We start from the raw sequence: 22531 nt of genomic DNA, 5'->3' as shown, positions 1-22531 counted from the left end.
GACCGGAACCACCAGTCTGCTTTTTGTGCTTGTGATTGTATTCAACAGGAATAGTAGGTGTTTCGCGATAGGCAACTTTTGGCTCACCAATGATACATTCTACTTTGTATTCACGTTTGATGCGTTCGATATAAACGTCAAGGTGTAACTGACCCATTCCGGCGATGATCGTCTGGTTGGTTTCTTCATCGGTCATCACATGGAACGTAGGATCTTCACGATTGAAGCGTTGAATGGCTTTCGCCAGTCGGTCCGCACCATCCCGGTCGAGTGGTTCGATCGAAAGGCGAATCACAGGTTCAGGAACAAAGATACTTTCCAGAGCGTAGTTGACGTCATCAGTACAGAAGGTATCCCCTGAGGCACATTCCATTCCGACGGCGGCAATAATGTCACCAGCTTCACCGCAATCAACATCTTCACGGCTATCGGCGTGCATACGCACCAATCGACCAAAGCGGGTGGAGTTCCCGGTTCGGGTATTGATATAACTTTTGCCTTTTTCGATTTTACCCTGATAGATACGCATATAAGTCAATTGGCCGAATGTTTCATCGACAATTTTGAATGCCATTGATACCAGAGGTTTATCGGATGAGTGTGACAGTTTGGTTCGGAATAATTCACTGTTCGTCTCTTCCTGGCCTTCTTTGATTGCTTTCAGTTGAGCATCCAGGTCAATCGCTGAGATTTCACGGTCAAGCGGACTGGGCAGGAATCGTACGACTGCGTCGAGCAGAGTTTGTACGCCTTTGTTTTTGAACGCGGTACCCATCATGACTGGTGTGATTTCATGTGAAAGCGTTGCATCACGGATGACTTTGTAGATATCTTCAATTGGAACTTCTGCTTCTTCAAGCAGGGCTACCATCAGATCGTCGCTGAACATGGAGAGCGTTTCCAGCATGGCAGCTCGGGCTTCTTCCGCAGCCGCTTTAAACTCTTCGGGAATCTCGCCAAATACTTCGGTTTCACCTTGTTCGCCGGTGTAAGTGATTGCCTGCATGGTGACCAGATCAACTACACCTTCGAACTGAGCGCCTTCACCCATTGGAATCTGAAGTGGCAGGGCAACCACATGCAGTTTATCACCGATTTGCTTGATCACACTGGCAGAGTCTGCACCGGTGCGGTCCATTTTATTGATGAACGCGATCCGGGGGACGCCATAACGTTTCATTTGCCGGTCAACAGTTAAGGACTGACTTTGTACGCCGCCAACAGAGCAGAGCACCAGTACCGCACCATCGAGTACACGTAAGCTACGTTCTACTTCTACAGTGAAGTCAACGTGGCCCGGAGTATCGATAATGTTGATCGTCGTATCTTTCCACTCGACCTGGGTCGCAGCAGAGGCAATTGTGATTCCTCGCTCGCGCTCAAGATCCATACTATCCATTGTAGCGCCACCATCGCCGCCACGAACTTCACGTACTTTGTGAATTCGTCCTGAGTAATACAGTACGCGTTCGGTAAGTGTGGTTTTACCAGAATCGATGTGAGCAGAAATTCCAATGTTTCGATACTTGTCCAGATTTTTCATGGCTTTAATGAACGTTTACTAAAGGTAACATGTGTTGGATATAAAGCGGACGGCAACATACCGACCTTGTTAAAGAGATCAATTCTAATCGGAAACTTTTGTGAGAAGAACTACTCAATTTTTACAGGGGAAGGCCCTGCAAAATCGCATCACACTACTATTGTGATGGTTGATCCAGCAGGTTTTATCAACAGGGGATCACTGACATCGAGATCATTTCGCAAGTAGACAATCTGAGCGTAAGGTGTGAGCGTAGAATCTTATCCTTGTATCGTCTTCGGGGGAAGAGGATTTTTGGTTAAATTCCGAAAACTCACTGATTATTCACGTATTCAGTTTAATCGAAAAAGTGAGCTATGGGAAGAAAAAGAAGCAGGGAGAGATTAAAAGTGTTCTCTCCCTGCTTGTAAGTATTTGTTGTAAAAAGCTTTATGCTTTTTCATCCAGTACGGCTTGAGCAGCAGCCAGTCGCGCAATGGGCACGCGGAATGGAGAGCAGCTTACGTAGTCCAGTCCCAGTTCATGGCAGAAAATGACACTGGCAGGATCGCCGCCGTGTTCTCCACAAATGCCGATTTTCAGATCAGAGCGGGTTGCCCGGCCTCGTTCGACACCTGTCTGCATGAGACGTCCTACGCCATCCTGGTCAATCGTCTGGAAAGGATCGGAAGGGATAATGTCGTTTTCGCGGTAATGTCCGATAAACGTACCGTAGTCATCACGACTCATACCAAGAGTCGTTTGGGTTAAGTCATTCGTACCAAAGCTGAAGAATTCAGCCGTCTCGGCAATCTGGTCAGCACAAATCGCGGCACGGGGAAGTTCCACCATGGTTCCAACGAGGTAGTTGACTTTGACTCCTTTTTCGGCGAGCACTTTTTCTGCTTCGTTGCGAATGATGGTTGCCTGGTCATCAAATTCCGTTTTGAATCCAGCCAGGGGAACCATAATCTCAGGATAGACGTCAATGCCGGAGCTTTGAACGTCACAGGCTGCTTCCATAATGGCTCGCGCCTGCATAGCCGTGATTTCCGGATAAACGATGCCTAGACGGCAACCGCGATGGCCCAGCATCGGGTTCAGTTCATGGAGTTCTTCTACACGACGACGAATAAATTCGACCGTCTCTCCCAGTTCATTAGCCAGTTCATTAGCCAGCGTGGGATTTTCTTCCAGATGGCGATCAGAGAGGAATTCGTGCAATGGTGGGTCGAGTAGCCGAATCGTAACCGGTAGGCCGTTCATCGCCTTGAAAATTCCGGCAAAGTCTTCGCGTTGGAAAGGCAGCAGTTTGTTAACAGCTTTCGTTCGCGATTCGACATCGCCGGCAGCGATCATTTCGCGAATTTCTGCCAGATGATGGAAGAACATGTGCTCGGTTCGACAGAGTCCGATGCCTTCTGCACCAAAGGAAATGGCTTCCTCTGCTTGATCCGGTTGATCCGCGTTTGTGCGAACTTTCAACTTACGGATATCATCAACCCAGCTCATCAATTGCTGATACCGGGAATAGATTTCTGAATCTTCCGGCTTCATTGTTTTTGAAATCAGAACTTCGACAATTTCGCTTGGTTTCGTTTCCACTTTTCCAGCGAAGACTTCTCCAGTGAAACCATCGATACTGATCCAGTCGCCATTTTTCAGAACTTTATCACCAGCAATAATGGTTCCCGCAGTAGAGTCAATCTGCAGTTCAGAGGCACCTACAATACAGGCTTTCCCCATTTGGCGGCTCACCAGAGCTGCATGAGAACTGGCACCACCCAGGGCCGTCAAAATTCCCTTAGAAGCACGCATTCCGCGTAAGTCTTCCGGGCTGGTTTCACGTCGAACCAGAACCAATTCTGCATTATTGTCACGGTTATAAATCGCTTCTGCTTCTTCAGCACTGAAACAGATATGTCCACAAGCTGCACCTGGGCCAGCGTTGATACCAGTTGTTAGCAAATTGCCTTCTTTGGCGGCTTTTTCTTTTTCTGCGGGATCAAAAATTGGCTGTAACAGCTGATTCAAATCGTCTGCAGGAATACGCCGTTTTGTAATCGCTTCTGCTTTAGTGACCAAGCCTTCGTTGACCATATCAACGGCAATTCGGACGGCGGCAAAACCGGTACGCTTAGCATTTCGAGTTTGCAGCATCCAGACTTTGCCACGTTGGATTGTGAATTCGATATCCTGAACGTCTTTGTAATGTTGTTCCAGAGTCTGGCCGATTTCTACGAGCTGCTTGTGACCTTCAGGCAGATCAGTACCTAATGTCTCTTCAATCTGTTTAGGTGTTCGAATACCGGCGACAACATCTTCTCCTTGAGCGTTGATTAGATAGTCGCCACAGAAGCCTGGTTCCCCGGTGGAGCAGTTTCGAGTCAGGCCAACGCCTGTTGCACAGTCGTCACCGAGGTTGCCGTAGACCATTGCCTGTACGTTACAGGCTGTTCCCCAACTATGAGGAATCCCGTAATCGCGACGATAAACGTAGGCTCGGTCATTTGTCCAACTACTGAAGACCGCACCGATGGCACCCCAGATTTGTTCTTTGGGATCCGTGGGGAATTCTTTACCGGTTTCTGTTTTGATGAGGGCTTTGAACTCTGCGACTAATTCTTTGAGCTGTGTGGCATTCAAATCAGAATCGAATTTCGCACCGGCTGCTTCCCGTTTTGCTTCGAGAGCATGTTCAAAGGGGTCGTTGTCTGATCCTTTCATTCCCAGGACGACATCGCCATACATTTGGACGAAGCGACGATAACTGTCCCAGGCAAAGGCTTCGTTGCCAGATTGTTTTGCCAGTGCTTCGACTGTGACATCATTCAAACCGATGTTCAAAACGGTATCCATCATCCCGGGCATTGACTCACGGGCACCGGAGCGGCAGGAAACCAGGAGGGGGTTGGTGTCGCAACCAAATTTTGCGCCCATGGCCTTTTCAACTTTGGCGAGTGCTTCTTCGACCTGCGCTTCGACTCCTTCGGGATATTGACTGTTGTTGTCACTATAGTAGTTACAAACTTCAGTATTCAGAGTAAAACCAGCGGGAACAGGCAGTCCGATGTTGATCATTTCTGCCAGGTTGGCTCCTTTACCTCCGAGGGTATTGCGCAGCGTGGCGTCGCCATCTGATTTTCCAGCACCGAAGAAGTACACATACTTGTTACCTGACATACTTATTTCCTCATAATGTTAATCGACTGGGGCTTCGGTTTCTTCACGCAAAGAAACCGGAAGCGAATCAGTACCTATTTGTTGTTAAGAAGCGGATTGCTTCCTTTTGTTAGATGAGGGGCTGAGATACAAGCCCATCTCATGCTCAATTCCGGAACTCGCTGCAGTTGGAGAAGAAATTCACCAATTGCTGTTTGTCTTTGGTAAAAAGACAGATTCGTATCTGGCGGTTGATATCCCGTTGATCCAATTTGACTTCGATTATTACAGAATTTGATCCAGGCTGATCAATCTGGTTGATTATGGATGAAACCCTGTACGTTAAGCCATTGGTTTGCAGCCTGTTTAACTAGGGACACTACCATTGCTTAGTCTCACCGTCAAGAGACTGGCCCGAATCGTGCTGAACCGCATTCAAATTCTGAGAAATCTGGCATAAAAGTAAATGAAATGGCTCTCCTGGCGTTACTTTGTAGTGATCTGAATGAATTTGCATGGAAATCGCCTCGGGCTGTGATAACATACGGAAAAGGCTCAGTTCCCAATTGATTTTTCACATCTCTCAAAATCATAATAAATCTCGTTTGAAGACTCACATTCCTGTTTCTCTGTCTTAATTGCAGGCTGCACTTATGATCGCACGATTGATTCCTGTTAATGGAGGGGAACCCATTCTCTTGAAAAAGGATGTGATTCTGGTGGGTCGCAAGTCTGACTTATGTGATATTCAGATCGATAAGAACAGCATTTCCAAGATTCATTGTGTAATCATCAAAACGGATGGTCTGCTATTTGTTCGCGATCTCTGTAGTACGAACGGAACGCGAGTGAACGGCCAGAAAATTACGCGTGGTGCATTATTGCCGGGTGATGAATTGTCGCTGGCGTCAGTGAAGTTTGAAGTAGAACTCTCTGGTGACCCCAAAAAGGAAGATAATGCGCCAATCAAAGAGAACCAGCAAACCGAGATGCTGACAGAATTTAATCTGGAGATTGAAGCAGAAGAGGAACGTCTCGATTCAGAGAGCGGCAACGAATCGGACAGTGGCAACGAAATCAAACTGATTTCTGAATGAAAACTTGTATGTAGAAATCAACTGGCCATTTGCAGAGTCAGTTCTTCTTCGTTGAGTGAGACAATCGCAATTCCCAGTTTGTCAGCCAGATCGGCGACTTCCCGTTGATCGATCATAATGGTTTGATTGCTCTCGATTGCAAGAACGCGCCCCCCGGCTTCGTGCATTGTCTGCAGCGTTTTAATGCCGACAGTGGGAACATCAAATCTGCGATCCTGTTGTGGTTTCGCGACTTTCACGACGGTAAAGCCACCTCGTTTACACAGCTGGCCTGCACGTTGGATGGCACGGTCCGTACCCTCAATCGCTTCCACTGCAATCACGGCCTTATCGTTGATTACGATGCTTTGTCCGATATCCAGTTGTCCCATTTGCTTGGCGATATCCCATCCCATTTTGATATCTTCCCATTGGGATTGGCTGGGGTGTCTTTTAGTAAGGAATCCATGTTTCACGAGAAGCTCCGGGCAATAGTCCAAGGCTGATTCAAAGAATAAATTATCGCGCTCAAATTCTTTAATCACCGCCAGTAACAGGGTGTCGTCTTTGCGATCTTTTTTGGCGTAGCGATACCACATGTGTAGCGTGCGAAGGTCAGGTAATAATTTAAAAATTCGAAATGGGCTGAAAAGAACTGTTTTTTCAATTTTCCCCGCCATCACGATCCGATTGACATTTTCACGTTGAAATAGTTTGATGGCGCGCCCGATGCGTGCCAGGGGAATCCAGTGGAACGTATCACAGGCATCTATTAATTCTTCATTGGCCATTCCAAAGATGCCTAGGCAGCAGACAGAAAATCCCTGCTGTCGTGCTTGTTCGGCAAAGACGATGGGGAACCGACCCGCGCCGGCCAAAAGCCCCAACTGTGGTGGTTTCTGTTTATTTGACGTTTGCAATACTGTCATTGATTCATTCAGGACTTCAATAGATTGGATCGAATAAGGATTAGTTCTAGGCTGCTTTATCTTCGGTCTGATTTGTGTTTTTTAATACTTCAAATTGCGCAGTCAGCTCTTTGATCTGTTTTTCCAATTCCCGAAGTTGTTTTCGCATTTCAGGAACTCTTTTCATGGACATCACAGTTTTTATTTGCTCTTTTTCCGGTGCAGCGGGAGTTCCAATATGAACCTCGCCTGGAGGAATATCACGGTGAACGCCAGCGCGGGCTCCCAAAGTAGCTCGTTCTCCGACGTGAACGTGATCTGCAATTCCTACCTGACCCGCACAGCGAACATAGTCACCGGTTGTGATTGAACCTGCGAAGCCAACTTGTGAAGCAAATGCGTTGTGTTTTCCAATTTCACAGTTATGAGCAATCATCACCTGGTTATCAATTTTGGATCCTTCTCCAATGATCGTGGCCCCGATCATGCCTCGGTCAATCGTAGTACCAGCTCCGATTTCGACATCCTCTTCAATTTGCACGCTTCCCGTATGAGGGATTTTTATGAATCGACCATTTTCAAATCGATATCCGAATCCATCACAGCCCAGAACGGCTGTAGCATGAATCAGTGCACGACTGGCAATTTTTACATCTGGATATAAGACAGCATTGGCATGAATGGTGACGTCATCTCCAATCACACAGTCTTCACCAATGTAAACGCCGGGATAAATTCGGCAGTTGTTTCCAATTTGTACGCCGGGACAAATTGTGACTTGCGGATAGATGTGGCAGTTCTCGCCTATTTCAGCTGTGTCACTTATTTCTACCTGGCTTGATATTCCAATGTCTGGCAATGAGCGTGGAGGACGCAATTTCTGGACTATTTTAATAAAAGCAGCTTGCGCATCGACAACGATGAATGAGGCAAACTGTGCTTCGCCATAGTCTTTTTGAAATGATTCTTCCAGCCGTTGTTCAATGATGACGGCACCAGCGCGGCTTGATTTCAGCCTTTTCAGATTCAGTTCATCTCCGACAAAGGTAATGTCATGGGGGCCTGCTTTGAGGACTGATTCCGCGCCATGTATTTCCAGTGTTTGATTGCCTTTCACGGGGCAATTCAGCTCTTCAGAGATCCATTCAATGGTCGTCGACATCAAGGAGTCCCTTCCTAAAGATGTACGTTTTGATTTGAATTGTGATCTGGAGAGAGGGGTTATGGTCACACCATCGTGGTGATCTCTGCGATTCTGACCCCCTCTAATCCAGTGATAGGGCTGTTTTTTACCTGAAAAAGTGAAAGTAACGCAAGAGCATTTTTAAATGAGGCTCGGATCCTGTTCCGATCATTTATTTTGGTAAGTAGTAGTGGTCATTATAGTTAAACTTTGAAGCGCGGGCGAGGACTGGATAGAATTGAGGAATGTCACCGGTGGCGAATAGCCGAAGAATTAGTTAGGATATGCTTTTCTGCAGTTTTTTCGTCCTTCTGACTCTAAAGAGTTGTGTTTTCTGCTTTTGCGTGTGTAATCGGGCTTACAACGAACTTTTAAAGATACATGGTATTTGCGATGTCGGTACGTGGAATTCGTGGTGCAACCACTGTCACTCAAGATGAATCGACGGAAGTGCTGGCAGCAACCCGTGCGTTGCTGGAGCAGGTTCTGGAGGCAAATCGGATAGAGAACTTCGAAGATATCGTATCTGTGTTTTTTACGACGACTCCCGATTTGATTTCCGTATTTCCCGCGGAAGCGGCACGTGAACTGGGGATGAAATCGGTTCCATTGATTTGCGCTTCAGAAATCGCGGTCAAGGGAGCCATGCCTCGCTGTATCCGCGTGATGCTCCACGTGAATACGGACCAAAAGCAGTCTGAAGTGGTCCATGTCTATCTCAACGAAGCACAAAAACTCCGCCCTGATGTTGCATCGGCTCAATAAGATTCAGCAGAGTTACCGAATCTTTTTCGAGGGAGTGCTGGGTTGATCAGTGCCGATAATGGCATCCGTTTTCGTCCATTGTAGAAGTTCATCAGAATCTTCTTTTTCATTAATAGTGAATGGCGTCCCGCGTTCTTCAAGCGTATCTGAAAGATCATCAAGCGGATTTTTTAGGAACTCGGGAGGCAGGGAATTCTTTATTTCATCCCAATGACTGCGAACCAGATTGATATTTTCCGGTGGAACCTGAATCAAACGTTCTGCTCGGTTCACGCGTGCAATCCACATTGCTTCATGTAAAGTACGGTGCCGTTCTTCCAGTGAGAGTGATGAAAAGGGACGTTTCTCCAACTGGAGTTTTTGGATGATTTTGTTCCCTTTCTCGATGACTTCTTCCAGATTCTGATCTTTTCTTAACTGAGTTCGACTGGCTGCCAGTCCGAGAGCCAGAGTAAAGCTGATGAATTGGTCCTTGGATATGTTTCTCCGCAGGAGTGCTTTTTTCAGTGTTCGGTTTCGAGTTCCGAAGTGATCGCTGATTCGTTGGATATCCCATTGTTGCGAGAGATTGATTTGCTCGCTATTCACCAGATCTTCAATTGGTAACGAACGGATATGACTCCAGGTTGGTGCAGGGGCGAAAACTGAAGGGAACGTCGGAGTTTTATTCTGTGGTAAAAGTTTAATGACTTTGAGATATTTTTTCAGTTCGGCTTCAGTCACCTTTTCATTGATCTGTTTAATTTCAGTGTAGTCCAGCGAATTCTCAGAACACCCGACATGGATTAGAGTCACCGTGCTAAAAAGACAGCAACAGATCACAGGATTTATGAGGGAGGTCAAAATGCGTTTCATTCCGGTCATATTGAAAATCCTAAAACTGACTGTCATGCATCAGAGCTTCAGGTTTTGGTTTATTTGAACGTTTCACAATCAGTGGTGACACACGATATCAATATCGACTCATGCAATCACTGATGCATACACTCTCGCAAGATTTACGAATATCAGGATTATGATAAATATGCGGGATGCGATGAACTGAGAATCAAACGTGTCATGCGCGAATGAGACTGCTGCCTCAGGATGCGGGTTACCCGGGAGGAAAATGAAAACCTGTGATTCTGTTTACCGTAGCAATACAGACAATGGCTTGAGCCAAGAGGGCTATGATCCAGACTGACTGGTGTTTCAGAAAAGAGGCTGGGTTGGAAGAGTTCAGGGAAGATTCCATCTGAATGATTTGCCAGTAGGGGACCGTCATGATCAGAAACCAGGGAAGGAAAATGATCCAGAGTCGGGCGGCTTCTCCCATATTTTTCCCAGAGAGCCAGAGCATTCCCAATACGATCACACAAGGGAGCAGCAGATTTTTTAATCCGGGATCGAACGGGCTTTCTTCCTGATGCTTGACGAATAATCTTCGGCTACAAAGTGATTTTGTAACCAGCCACATGAGAGGTAATCCGAGAGCCAGGCTGATTTCAATTGGATTGACCAGCAACCACTTCCAGTAAGTGCGCGGGTACTGCTGATAAAATCCTGCATGGTTTTTCAAATTCAGGATCCAAACACTGAGCAGGTTGATTTCAAAGATGACCCCCATCAAAGTGATGGGAATGACGAGTCCCAGCACTCCAAAAAATCCAGCTGAGAATAACTGTTTCCAGGCAGGTTCAGAGAGGTCCGTGTCGGATCGAAGCCGCCAAACTTCAAAAAGGGAAAATAAAACAGCAGCCAACAGAACGGGTAGAAAGGCCAGTGTCAGGAACAGACCAATCCAAAGCATGAAACCAGCCAGGAGATAGAGAGGTTTTGAATTTCGCTTCCAGGCAAGCACCCAGAGGTAGAAAAAAAGAATCGAAATGCTGGAATAGAGTGCATCCGATTTCGGTTGAAAAATTAATGCCGCTGGTATCAATGGCCAGAATGCAGCGACTTGCCAACTTACTTTGCGCGATGAGAATTCGCGTGCTAACAAAAACAGAGGAATCACCGTGAGTGCAGACAAGGTGATAGTGATGAGCGTTGCCAGCCAGAGAACGGCGCTGTCGAGCGGGGTGAATGGGTTTTCCGATGCGGCAGTCAGATTCGCAATGATTTCGGTTGTCTCGTGAAAAGAGGCTGGTTGCGAATTCAGCAGCCATGACTGTAGTGCAGGAAAATTTTTGCAGAGCTGGATCAGGTCCCAATAGAAAAGCGGAAGTCCGGGGGGATGAGTGCCAGCATGCAGCACGTCACCCTGTTTCATTTTCGTTTCATAACCGGCCAGGTATTGTTGTACGTCGGGAATACTTTTTTGTGCTTCCGTAAAATATCCTGAAGAACCTTCGTAATAGAGCACAAAAGGTGCTTTTGACAGTCTGTATTCAGCGGAGGGGGTATCCTGCAGAAAGAGCGACCAGGTGATGCCCATCGCTGCCAAACCGAGAAGCCAGATTGATAATTCCCAGCGGTTGCAGAACTTGATTCGGGAGAGACCAATCAGGATTACTAATAAATAGACAACGAATAAAATTCCTGAAACAATCCAGCCGGGAATCATTTCCGGTCCCACAAAAGGGATACGCTGCCAGGTCCATTCTTCTGGAACTCCCAGGGGAATCTGAGAAAACCAGAACAGGCCGATCGTAATTATGGCTGTGAGCAAGAAAGAGAATAGAGATCGAAATTGCATTGATCAGCCAGAATGAAAGCGGAAATGAAACAGCTTATGTGGGAAATTGAGGATGTAGCAGTTTCAAAAAAGAAATGTTTTATTCCATGAATAAAACAATACAGGTGATATTATCTTTGGAGCCTCCCTCTTGTGCCGCTTCCACAATTTTTTCTGCTGTCGTAACTGGGTCGTCAAATTGTCCTAGAAGGTCCTGCAGTTTTTCATCCGGAATTCCATCGGTCACTCCGTCAGAGCAGAGGAGTATGCGATCTTGAACCACGGGGTCTAATTGTCGTGCTTGCGTTCCTGAGCCTCCATCTTTTGTTCCCAGGTATCGATAGAGTACATTTTTGTATCGATGTGTTTCTGCTTCCTCGGGCGTAATGGTCCCGGCGTCAACCAGAGCCTGAGTCAGAGAATGATCGGTGGTTAACTGATGTAGTGAACTGTTTCGCAGCAGATAAACACGACTGTCTCCTACACCTCCAATGAAAAATTTATCTCGTACATGCACAGCAAAAACGATGGTTGTGCCCATACTGCGGCAGTTTGGGTCCAGCTCTCCAAATGCCATGATTTCCATATTAGCATGTGAGACAGCCTCATCTATTGACGGAATGACCTGATTCGTTTCGTGATTTTCAAAATCGATCAATTGATTCAGTTTTTGGGGGATCAACTCAATGGCGAGCTGGCTGGCCTTTTCACCTGCGCTTTGTCCACCCATACCATCTGCAACCAGAAAGTATTTGCTGAGTGAATCAATGTAATAGTTGTCCTCATTATTTTCACGGAAATTTCCGGTAATGCTGACAGCGCCGTAACGAATTCCAACCATTAATAAGCCTGTTTTGTACTCGTTGATCATTCAAAATGAAATTTGTGTCTGATACTCTTCCTACCAGACTAATGCTGAATTTCCTGGAACCATCATAGCACCTTTTGCCTTAGATGGAAATTTTAATCATGTCGTATCTGCCGGTTTTTTTATTAGCATAAATAGATTTCAGGGGCAAACGGTCTGAACCAGATCACGAACACCCAGTGTGGTTGAGCAAATAAAGAGTTCTCCCGCCTCGAAGCCTGCACTCGTTCCAAGCAGGTTGTTCTGGCTTTCAACAAGTCGGAATACCCGTTTTTTCTCCGGGGGAAATTGCGATTTGTAAGCTCGAATGGATGCCATTTTTTGTTCCATGGTATCAGAAATATCAACGACAAACTGTCCGCTTCCCTCAGGATAATTCAGCGAACCAAACCCTAATGGATACCAGATTTGCTTCTCGATAGTGTGAGGATCTGTATTGCTGAAATGTTCATTCCACTTTGTCAGCCGGGAATAAAAAACAGCAGCGTCGGTGATCTGCATGGCCTGCCAGTGATCAGGAGAGGCCATCGGAGTTTTTCCCGCTAACCCTAAAACGACCTTTGGGCGATAGCGACGAAATTCTGTTGCTAATGCAACTCGGTTTTCAAAGTTGTCAAACAGCCGACGATTGGTCAATTCCAGTGTTTCGCGTACATGAACTCCCAGAATGTCTGCAGCCTGTTGTGCTTCTTGTAGTCTCGCTTCCGGTCCAGGACTTAACGGTGTTGGTTCACCATCGGTAAGGTCGATGATTCCAACGCGATAACCTTGTAAGACGAGTTTAGCCAATGTGCCTCCGCAGGCAATTTCAACATCATCAGGGTGCGCACCAACGGCGATTACATCAAGTTGTTCCGGGAGTTCTTCATGCATTATGTGTTCTCAAACGCGCTCTAAAATGAGTTTTATGAATTTGATAAATATTAGATCAAACTACAGTCTTACAACTAATACGGAGTCACTGCCATCCGAAATAGAGTAAAAGATTCCGTGTTTACTTAATGGTATTGGAAAGCAGAGGATTTCATTCTTTGAGCTTAACAAGCATTCGTCAACGATGGAAACTTGAATATCTTCAGAAACATAATAATCTTTGTGAACGTGTACGCGGACTTGATAAAGATTCGTTTTAGTATTGGAAGATGTGGAGATAGAGAGCTATCTGGTTTCAGCTTTCAGCTATTTTTTTCTCAATTTCAATAATGACGTTTCTGGTTTGTTCCGGAGTAGACACTTCGCGTAATTGCTCAGCAAAGTCGGGAAGCTGCATCATTCTGCCTAATCTGGCAAGAACTGAAAGGTGAGTTGGTGCATCAGAGCAGATTACCAGAAAAAAAATGTCTGTAAGTGTTCCATTTGGTGCACCAAAGGGAATTCCGGAAAGTGTACGTCCATAAGCGATTAACGGTTCGCCGACGGCATCCGGGATAGGACTTCTTGGATGGGGAATGGCAACACCGTTTTCAAAGGCTGTGGGATAAGCGGCCTCGCGCTGCTGAACTGCAGTCAGGACAGTGGCCGGTTCCCAAATTTGCCAGGTTCTGCCGGCGACTTCGATCAGGCTTTCCAGTACCGATCTTTTGGTACGGGCATTAAGTGGGACTTCGATTAATTCTTCCGGCATCAAATTGCTGATGAGATGACTGGAATCATCTTGAGTGGGGGAATGGATTTGTTCGACGCGCTCCAGTTCAGAGGTTGTATAGCCTCGCATCTCCTGTTCCAGCCAGTGTGTAATTTCCGTCGGGTGGAATTGCCACTCACCATTGACTTTTCGCCCGGGAATTCGGCCTCGGTTCACCAGCTTTTCCAGTTCGCGGCGGTCTCTCCCTAACTGCTTCGCTAAATCATTCAGGCTAAAAGATTCGTGAGCCATAGCCGGTTACCACGTTGGGGAAGAAGTCGAGGGATGTCAATTCATCTTGGGAGTGAAGTATCAGGCTGGAAAACTGCAAAAAATGAATGTTCCAGCACTAATACTTGATGACATACTAACCCAATTGTGAGTTTGTAATCAATCTTACCGGGCAAGTTATCACGCGAGAAGGATGAAATCAGGTCAGGCGGGAGAATTCAGGATCACTCAGTATTGAGAGGAAGCTTCTGTCTGACAGGCCAGGCTAAGTTGTGAGAGCAGGTTTTGATAATCTGAATTCCAAACGCTTTCAGACCAGATCTCCAGTTCGAAAAAACCTTCGTAGCCGGCATTGTCAATCGCTTCAATGATCTCAAAACCGGGAAATGAATTCGGGGGAGTTCCACAAGATTCAAATTCCGAAATCTGAACGGCAGTAATCAAGGGTGCAATTTCCGGGAGTAAGTTGCGCCAGTTTTCTACGTTCTGGAGTTGAGCGGGATTGAGAGAAATTCCCACAGCCGGATGCTGGCAGGCATCAATGAGTTCCAGTGTCGAATGGATCGAGTTCAGAAAAGTCCAGTTCTGTGCGAGAGGGAATTCCATGGGTTTCAATGCTAGTTTCGTGCCATGGAAGGCGGCTGCGTCACCTAATGTCTTGAGTGCATCGAGCGTTAAGTCCCGTGCGTGGTTAAGTGTATGTCCCGCGCGAGGGCCACTTACCACTTGAACGGCAGCGGCATTGACCTGGCCTGCGAATTTGATTAATTGAATCGCATCTGAAATCGCTTCGTCATACGAATATTCGTTGTATCCGGTAAACCCGCCCGCCACGGAAATGGTCGAGACCTTGAGTCCTGAATCGATGACAAGTTCTACTGCCTGTGCAGGTTCGGTATCATAAATTTTTCGATTCCAGAGACCAATTGCTGGCGCACCCGCGGTGCGCAACCCGCGCAAACTTTCTCTAAGCGACCAGTGAAAGGTCGTGATCTGACTTAATGAGATCCGATCAAATAGAGGAAACGAAAGAGACGCTCTTTGTGTTTCTATCGTCGAGGTGGGAGTAGTAGAGAACGAATTGACTTTACGCTGTGAGAGAAGCTTTTTCGTCACTCGGTCACCTGCTGTCGAGAGAGGAGATCAGGTATATATTTTCAATTAGAAGTTCATGCTCTAATTGTCAATAACAATAAGTAAATCCCCAGGCTTTTTATGACGATCTGTATCAGATTGTGATTTGAGTCCGGGTCTTATGAATCAGAGTATCATAAGTAATCGCAAAAAAAATTCCATAGCAAAATGAAAAACATCTTTTGCTAATTCCCAATATTGCTTCTCAACTCAGAATGTCAACCGACATCGGTAAACGTTTTAAAGAGTTAAAAAAACTTTCTTTTCACTGTAGGGAGTCGTTCAGTTTTAGAAGAAAATAAATGTCGAGTAAACGAAGAATTGTGATGCGATGTGTATCGCATGCTCCAGAAAAAACAGAAAGGGTAAGTCTGTCTGATTGTTGAAATGGAATTGCAATTCCATCGAATGGCGATCGCAACATTGCGTCTCTGATAAAAGTGAGAATTGCTTTGTTCGAAGAGGCATATCTGGTCAGGGCGGGAAAAAAGAAGTGAGTGTTTTCCCGCCCCTGCAATGACCAGCTGCTTGATCGTGATGAAATGACTATACACTCCGTACGCATACGTGCATTTGTGACTCAGATCATAATTAGATCTGGTAACGCCGCTGGTACAGAATCTGAAATCACTTAGAGAAGCAGGCTATGTGGCGATGATTTGCGTGCCAGGGTCATCCGAAATGTTGACCCAGACATGTACATGGGGAGCACCACGATAGTGCCAGACAAATGCGGGTCCTTCGAGACGCCAGTTGTCCCAAACCTGATCATTACCAATATCACCAGACTGGTAAAAGGCAATGCGGCATTGGTCCAGGCCACCTTGTGTTTTGATGCATTTTCGAACTTCAGCTTGATCAGAAGTTCGGAAGGGTTGAATTAACGAACTGAGAACTTTTTGCATCTCCTGTTTTTGATCTTTGGTCATATCTGAAATCTGCAGGCCTCTAATTTGATCCGCTGATTTTCGGAATTTAATTTTTGTTTCTTTCGGTGCTTGAGGAATGAGAGCAGTTTTGCGCTGTTTTCCATCCAGAATTTTGTAAACATGATTGGCTTTTAATGCCTGTTCCCAGAAAACATTTCCAGGATGATTGTGTTTTTCATTAAAACCATTCGCCGCATGTCCATAAAAAATCGGACCACCAAAGGCAAGGTGTTCAGCGCTGTCACCATCACAGCGAACAGTTGTGTGTCGTCCGGTCATTACAAATTGAAATTGATCGGTTCCCGGAGTTCCAAAAATGGCAATGGATTGGTCTTCACCATAACCGCCCTGGTCATCCTGAAGTTGTTTGCGGATTTTCTTATGCCAACTGGCGTCGAAGTGGCCAAAGAAAATGGCTTCAATCATTTCCTTCTGGTCTTTGGAAAAGAAGTCGCTGTTCACAATCGGTTCTGTGATATTCCAGTTGGCCCGAATGTGCTGCCGCAAAAGCCCGTGCTTATCTTTGTGATCCCATTCAAAGCAGACTTTAGATTTTTGCGCGGGTGAAAAACTTTCATGAAGTTTTTTGACAAGCGGCTCTGGAGCCGATGCAGGATTTTTTGCAGTCTGTCCTGCTGAAAGAAGATTCGTAGAACCGAGAATTGGACTACTCGCCAGAGCGACCCCTACCGTTTTGACGAATTGACGCCGCGAAACTTGTGCAGAATCTGGAGTACTGGGGGGCAATGAAGAGAGCGAGTGAAATTCCATGAGAACACCAATCTTTGTAATGTGAATGAGGGGAGTTATGCCGGTTCCAAGAGAAATTAAGTTTATCAAGCATTCGACTTGGCCGTCAAACTAAATCTACAGGGATTCTGATCCTGTGTTTTTTACGAAATCTGGTGCCGTGTCTGGTAAATGTTCAAAATTGACTCTGGTAACCAGTGTCTGGTGGTGTTAGTCTGGGTGAAGTGTCTTTGTGTGCAGTGTTTGGCGTCCAGGCCATTTGTGAAATCTGGCGGAAGCTGATACGGCCATAATTGAATGTTGAAGAGTCTGGGTTTAGAATGCTTGGTTCTCTTATCTACATTTCCATAATCGTTTTGTTTAACAGTCTAGTCGGGCCAAAAAATAGCGTGCTCAATATTCATCATTATAAATGGGGGAAGCGGAGACAGAAATCTGTCTGTTGGAAGCAAACTACAATGAGTAAACGATTTTCCTTGCTGCTTTTCATGGGGAGCATTTTATGCGCTCTATCAGTCTCGGGCGTTTTATCCGTTGACGCACAGGAAGCCACTCCTCCGGTCAAAGCAAATCCCAGCGAAAAATCAGCGAAAGTTTCTCCTGCTCCGAAGTCGATCCCTGGCCCGGAAAAATTATTAAATGGTGGTAATTTTTGGGACCATTGGGAATATTTCAGCGAAGAAAAAGACGCGAATATCAACCTCATCTGGAAGGTCGTGAGTGGAGGCAATAAACAACCAAGTACTTTAATTTGTTCCGGGAAACCCTATGGTTATATTCGGACAAAAAAGACATACGAAAATTTTCAATTCAGCATGGAGTGGATGTATCCCAACGATCCCAATGCGAATAGCGGAATCCTGCTCTTTACCACGGAGCCTGATAAAGTCTGGCCGAAAGCGTTTCAAGTCCAGTTACACCGTCCCGAAGCGGGTAAAGTGTTTCCGACTCCGGGCAGTGGAGCCAAGTCTGCCAATACACTCTCTCCGGCAACCCCATTAAATTTGCCAGTAGGAAAGTGGCATAAATGCGTCATCGTTTGTCGGCAGGGGACTATTTCGGTCACGATCAATGGTGTTAAGTTGGGAGAAGTCAACGGTTGCAGTCCCCATAAAGGGGCGATTGCATTACAGAGCGAAGGGTCTGAAATTCACTTTCGGAATCTGGTTGTTGAAATCCTGCCTCCCGAACCCAAAGCACCGCCCAAACCCAATGATTCCTGAATTCGAAACATGCTCGATTTCAGAGTTCACTTTCTGTACATTCTTTACTTTTTGGGCCTTACTTTTTGGGTTGGCGCAATACTAATGTCGGACAGGGGGCATGTCTGAGAACTCGTTCTGCGACTGATCCCAGGGCGAGTCTGGCGATGCCCGTATAACCATGTGATGGTATGATAATCAGCTCGATTTCGTTGTCTTTCGCAAAATCTGCCAGCTTGATCCCCGGATCACCGACCAGCGTTTCGAAAGCGACGCCTTCGATCTGATGTTTTTCAAACTCTTCCTTTGCATATTCTAAAACATGCTCTGTTCGCTTTTCGTTTGTCAGCCCTCCAAACAGCACTCCGGGAGAGACCATGTCCAGAGGAACCATCACGTGCACGACGGTGACTGATGCGGGATCCTCTGCAATTTGAATTGCCGTCGTGATGGCATTCAGAGAGCTTTCAGAAAAATCGGTCGGGACGAGAATTTTTTTCCCTTGGAAGTAGCCCATTGTGCAGAACTTTCATTTATGAGTGATGTCAATTAACAGCAGGCAACCTTAATTGTATGAAATTCAGATTGCAGGGGACAATGGTAATCTCTTTTCGTGCAACTTATTTTGTCTGGTTATCGAATTCCCCGGACTTGTATTTCTTCCAGTAAATGTCGAGTTCTTTTTTAACCCGGTTCGAAAGTAAGAGAACGCCCAGGATATTTGGGAATGCCATTCCCAGAATCATGAGATCGCCAAAGTTTAAAACATTGGTTGCGGAAACAATCGAACCCAGGACAACAAAGACCAGGAACAGGATACGATAGGACATCGAAACTTTTTTACTGTCGCCGAACAGGAACGCCCAGCAGCGTTCGCCGTAATAAGACCAGGAGATCATTGTAGAATAAGCGAACAATACCACAGAGACAGAAAGCACATACTGAAAGCCATGGATCTGTGAACTCATGGCTTGAGAAGTGAGTGCTGCACCCTGATCTTTGACAATCATATCCGCGTATTGGGGGTTGTTGTAGGCGCCGGTAATGATCATCACGAGTGCCGTCATGGTACAGATTACGATGGTGTCGACAAAAGGACCGAGCGAAGCCACGATTCCTTCCCGCACCGGATACTCTGTTTTTGCGGCTGAGTGGGCAATGGCAGCAGATCCCACGCCGGCTTCGTTTGAAAAGGCAGCTCGTTTAAACCCAATAATCAAGACACCGATAAAGCCGCCATACATGGCGTCCTGATCGAAGGCTCCTTTGAAGATTTTTGCAAAACAATCGGGTATTGTTTCGAGATTCATTAGAATAATGGCCAGACAAGCTAAAACGTAGATACCACACATGAGAGGCACAATTTTTTCTGTCGTGCGTGCAATACTGCGGATGCCACCGATGATGACGATGCCCACAAAAAATGCCATCAGCAGTCCATAAACCCAGCTATAGTCCTCAAGGCCGGGGATGGTCACTGCGACCGCGTCCAGCGACTGTTTGACTTGAAACGCGTTTCCCCCCGCCAGGGAACCACCAATACATAAGACGGCAAAGAAAACGGCTAAAAACTTTCCCAGTCCGTTCATCGCCGGATTGGAACCAAACTCTTCTTTTAAGCCTTCTGATAGATAACACATTGGACCACCCATCACGCGTCCGTCAGGACTGATGCGGCGGTAAATTTGTGCCAGAGTACATTCGGCAAACTTGGATGTCATACCCAACAAGCCTGCCAGCATCATCCAGAACATGGCGCCCGGTCCCCCCGTTCCAATGGCAATCGCAACGCCTGCGATATTACCCAGGCCGACGGTTGCAGAGAGCGCGGCGGTCAGAGCTTGAAAGTGGGTGACTTCTCCGGCATCGTCCGGGTTATCGTACTTTCCGCGAACTAATAAAAGTGCATGCTTGAAAGCACGGATATTGATGAAATTCATACGGAAGGTGAAATATGTAGCACCGATGACCAGCCAGAGCACGGCCAAAGGAATTCCCTTCCCGTTTTGAAACTGATCTGGTGTTATGGGAACTGGATAAAAGAAAATGCTGGCAACGACTTTATTGAACTTTCCGAAGAGCCCATCGATTTTTAATTCGATGCGTTTAAAGCCCTGGGGCTCTGGCTCTGGTGTTTCTGCTTCTGGAAGGGCTTCGGAAGTTGCGGTCGCCGTTTGCTCGTCTGCCGCTGAAAGGTCAGCGGGGGTCAGCAGCAGGCAGGCCAGAAAGATTAACAGTCCGGAACAAAGGATCGAAAGGGGTCTGTATTGCCGGTCGAAATTCATAAAATTGGATTCCCATTCGCAAGTAACCGTTGCCAGTAATCAAAGATCAAATCCAATTTCACTCTATTTTGATTCAGGACTATTTGAACCAGGATAGAACACGTCCGAATATCGTTGAAATTGCGGTTTGATCGTTTTTCTGAGCCGGATAAAGAGTGATCGTAGGTTCCTCTGTTTTCGATACTGCTGTCTTCGGTGCCAGAATCGTTGTATGAGACTATCAAATAACAGTTTACGTTCCAAGGTGATTCTTGAAAAAGAGAAGAAAAGTTATCAGTTTTTGAAATTGGATCTCAATTATTGATTTTTGACAATATTGGTTGTCAAAAATAGAAGAACTGCCTAGGATGCATATATAAAGCAACTAAAGGCGTGTAGCAGCTCTGATGGCTTAGGCTGCTGAAATGAAAACGAACAGATCCCCTTTTTAAACTAAGTAGAAAACGATCCATGCGCGTTTCAGTTGATGAAAATGATCGTAGTTTTTTACTGGGGCTCAATCGCCTTAAGTCCGCAACGATTCATGAGATTTGTGAACAGGAGGGTGTGACGGCAACAGCCGTTCGTCAGCGTCTGGTCCGTTTACAAGGGCTGGATTTGATAGCGAGGGCCCAGGTAAAAGAAGGCCGTGGACGCCCGCATTATTCTTATTCCGTGACCAGTTTGGGGATGCGACTGCTGGGTGATAATTATGCCGAGCTGGCGAATATCCTGTGGGAAGAACTCAAAGGCATCGATGATGAAGATTTACGATGTCGACTTGCTGCTCGAATCCAGACGTCATTGGTGCATCAGTATGGCAGAAGTGTGGATGCCCCTTCATTGCAAGGGCGGATGGAACAGTTGAAAGAGGCCTTGCAGGATCGAGGTTTCGTTGTCGAGATCGATCAAACCGGCCCGCTGCCTATTTTACGGGAGCATAATTGTCCTTACCACAACATTGCCAGTGGTGATGCTTCTATCTGCGAACTGGAGCAGCGCGTGTTTGAGCGCGTTTTGGGGACGAAAATGAATTTGTCAGAGTGTTGCCTGGATGGGCATCATTGTTGTGAGTTTGAAGCACAGGTTAACTAAACAGACCAGTTAAGTGGAATACGAAACCCTTTACATTTAATTATTGACGTTTCTGAATTCGTTCAGAATTCCGAATGACAGGATGAAATACGAAAAATGAGTTTGTTGAAAATTTCCGATTTACATGTATCAGTCAACGACACACCGATCTTAAAAGGGGTCGACCTGGAAATTAATCAGGGTGAGATCCACGCGTTAATGGGGCCCAATGGTTCTGGAAAAAGCACATTGGCATACGCGATGGCCGGTCACCCTGGTTACACAATTACCAAGGGGAAAATCGAGATCGACGGCACGAACATCATCGAGCTGGATCCCAACGAACGGGCTCGATTGGGACTTTTTCTGGCGTTTCAATATCCGGTAGTCATCCCCGGAGTCAAGGTTGCAGATTTTCTAAGACATGCGATGTCGAATGTCCGGAACCCCGATCGTAAAGAAGGGGAAAAGCTGATTCCGATGCGTGAGTTCCGTAAAGAACTCGTAAGCCAAATGAACGAATTGGGTATGGATACTGAAATGGCGCGACGTTATTTGAATGATGGTTTTTCAGGTGGCGAAAAGAAACGGATGGAAATTCTCCAGCTGGCCATGTTGAAACCGAAATTTGCAGTCCTGGATGAAACGGACAGTGGATTAGACAGTGATGCAGTGAAAGTGGTCAGCGAAGGGCTCAGTCGTTTATCTGGTCCGGAGATGGGAGTGTTGATAATTACTCACCATGAACGATTGTTGGAATTCAATCAACCTCAGTTTACGCATGTGATGTTGGCAGGCAGAATTGTTGAGACAGGCGATGCCAATTTGGCCGCGGAACTTCACGAACACGGTTATTCCAATATCCGCGAACGTCATCCAGAAGCAGCGGCGGAAGAAGTTGTCGAAGCAGTTTAGAGTCAGGTTTGTTTCATCAGGTGATAAGAAGCAGTTAAATAGATCACTCCATTAAGAAAATTCTAAAACAATTAACAAAATGCATCTTCTGGTTGAGGTGTATTGTGAAATACAAAGTGGGAGAAATTGAAATGGCTACCAAGTTGGATACCAATTCTGAAAATGAGAATCCCGATATAGGCGATTACCAGTACGGATTTCACGATCCCACTGACAAATATGTGTTTAGCGGCAAACCAGGTTTGAACGCCGAGGTTGTTGCCCAAAT

General features: G+C 46.1%; 18 protein-coding genes. 5 read left to right on the top strand and 13 right to left on the bottom strand.

The features are described from left to right. Nucleotides 1-1543 (bottom strand): elongation factor G (fusA, locus tag Q0668_RS10915; protein ID WP_298864185.1); only part of this gene is annotated, 1543 nt, incomplete at its 3' end. Nucleotides 1544-1972: 429 nt separating this feature from the next. Further along, complete coding sequence (gene ppdK, locus Q0668_RS10910; protein ID WP_298864182.1) at nt 1973-4705, bottom strand: pyruvate, phosphate dikinase; 2733 nt, start codon at nt 4703-4705, stop codon at nt 1973-1975. Between the two features lie 632 nt (nt 4706-5337). On the opposite strand from ppdK, the gene Q0668_RS10905 reads away from it, so the two are divergent. Further along, complete coding sequence (locus Q0668_RS10905) at nt 5338-5781, top strand: FHA domain-containing protein (protein WP_298864179.1); 444 nt, start codon at nt 5338-5340, stop codon at nt 5779-5781. A gap of 17 nt (nt 5782-5798) precedes the next feature. Here the strand turns inward: Q0668_RS10905 and lpxI are convergent, their stop codons facing one another. Further along, entirely contained in the window at nt 5799-6689 is an 891-nt protein-coding gene (lpxI, locus tag Q0668_RS10900) for a UDP-2,3-diacylglucosamine diphosphatase LpxI (RefSeq protein WP_298864177.1), read from the bottom strand. Between the two features lie 46 nt (nt 6690-6735). Further along, the gene (lpxD, locus tag Q0668_RS10895; protein ID WP_298864174.1) at nt 6736-7830 is read right to left on the bottom strand and encodes a UDP-3-O-(3-hydroxymyristoyl)glucosamine N-acyltransferase; all 1095 of its coding nucleotides are present in this window, start codon (nt 7828-7830) and stop codon (nt 6736-6738) included. A 414-nt stretch (nt 7831-8244) separates the two neighbouring features. On the opposite strand from lpxD, the gene aroH reads away from it, so the two are divergent. Next, nucleotides 8245-8616, top strand: coding sequence for a chorismate mutase (aroH, locus tag Q0668_RS10890; RefSeq protein ID WP_298864171.1), 372 nt, complete (start codon nt 8245-8247; stop codon nt 8614-8616). A 12-nt stretch (nt 8617-8628) separates the two neighbouring features. On the opposite strand, the gene Q0668_RS10885 is transcribed toward aroH, so the two are convergent. The 7 genes from Q0668_RS10885 to Q0668_RS10855 all read right to left on the bottom strand — a co-directional run bounded on the left by Q0668_RS10885 (nt 8629) and on the right by Q0668_RS10855 (nt 16829). After that, nucleotides 8629-9480, bottom strand: coding sequence for a hypothetical protein (locus Q0668_RS10885; protein ID WP_298864168.1), 852 nt, complete (start codon nt 9478-9480; stop codon nt 8629-8631). A gap of 229 nt (nt 9481-9709) precedes the next feature. Further along, entirely contained in the window at nt 9710-11293 is a 1584-nt protein-coding gene (locus tag Q0668_RS10880) for a hypothetical protein (protein ID WP_298864166.1), read from the bottom strand. 79 nt (nt 11294-11372) lie between these two features. Next, a complete protein-coding gene (locus Q0668_RS10875; RefSeq protein ID WP_298864164.1) occupies nt 11373-12143 on the bottom strand; it encodes a protein phosphatase 2C domain-containing protein in 771 nt (256 codons plus the stop codon). Between the two features lie 138 nt (nt 12144-12281). Beyond that, nucleotides 12282-13013 (bottom strand): PIG-L family deacetylase, encoded by a 732-nt coding sequence (locus Q0668_RS10870; protein WP_298864163.1) that lies wholly within the window; start codon nt 13011-13013, stop codon nt 12282-12284. Nucleotides 13014-13308: 295 nt separating this feature from the next. Beyond that, complete coding sequence (locus Q0668_RS10865; RefSeq protein WP_298864161.1) at nt 13309-14016, bottom strand: PTS sugar transporter subunit IIA; 708 nt, start codon at nt 14014-14016, stop codon at nt 13309-13311. A 207-nt stretch (nt 14017-14223) separates the two neighbouring features. Then, entirely contained in the window at nt 14224-15111 is an 888-nt protein-coding gene (locus Q0668_RS10860) for a sugar phosphate isomerase/epimerase family protein (protein ID WP_298864159.1), read from the bottom strand. Between the two features lie 662 nt (nt 15112-15773). Continuing rightward, a complete protein-coding gene (locus Q0668_RS10855; protein ID WP_298864157.1) occupies nt 15774-16829 on the bottom strand; it encodes a DUF3500 domain-containing protein in 1056 nt (351 codons plus the stop codon). A 437-nt stretch (nt 16830-17266) separates the two neighbouring features. Between Q0668_RS10855 and Q0668_RS10850 the strand changes: the two genes are divergently transcribed. Beyond that, nucleotides 17267-18031 carry a DUF1080 domain-containing protein gene (locus tag Q0668_RS10850; protein ID WP_298864155.1) on the top strand — a complete coding sequence of 255 codons (765 nt, stop codon included), beginning with the start codon at nt 17267-17269 and terminating at the stop codon, nt 18029-18031. 58 nt (nt 18032-18089) lie between these two features. Here Q0668_RS10850 and Q0668_RS10845 read toward each other — a convergent pair whose 3' ends face one another. Together Q0668_RS10845 and Q0668_RS10840 are read right to left on the bottom strand one after the other, a co-directional pair. After that, on the bottom strand, nt 18090-18527 hold the full coding sequence (locus Q0668_RS10845; protein WP_298864152.1) for a universal stress protein: 438 nt from the start codon (nt 18525-18527) through the stop codon (nt 18090-18092). A 103-nt stretch (nt 18528-18630) separates the two neighbouring features. Next, entirely contained in the window at nt 18631-20295 is a 1665-nt protein-coding gene (locus Q0668_RS10840) for an alanine/glycine:cation symporter family protein (RefSeq protein WP_298864150.1), read from the bottom strand. A gap of 450 nt (nt 20296-20745) precedes the next feature. Between Q0668_RS10840 and Q0668_RS10835 the strand changes: the two genes are divergently transcribed. Continuing rightward, nucleotides 20746-21369, top strand: a complete 624-nt coding sequence (locus Q0668_RS10835) for a transcriptional regulator (protein WP_298864148.1) — start codon at nt 20746-20748, stop codon at nt 21367-21369. A gap of 96 nt (nt 21370-21465) precedes the next feature. Next, the gene (sufC, locus tag Q0668_RS10830; protein ID WP_298864146.1) at nt 21466-22263 is read left to right on the top strand and encodes a Fe-S cluster assembly ATPase SufC; all 798 of its coding nucleotides are present in this window, start codon (nt 21466-21468) and stop codon (nt 22261-22263) included. Nucleotides 22264-22531: the final 268 nt, after the last annotated feature.

Source organism: uncultured Gimesia sp. (genome assembly GCF_937910335.1).
Lineage (GTDB): Bacteria > Planctomycetota > Planctomycetia > Planctomycetales > Planctomycetaceae > Gimesia.
Note: the sequence above shows the minus strand (reverse complement) of the source record. Positions and strands in the feature narration are given on the sequence as shown.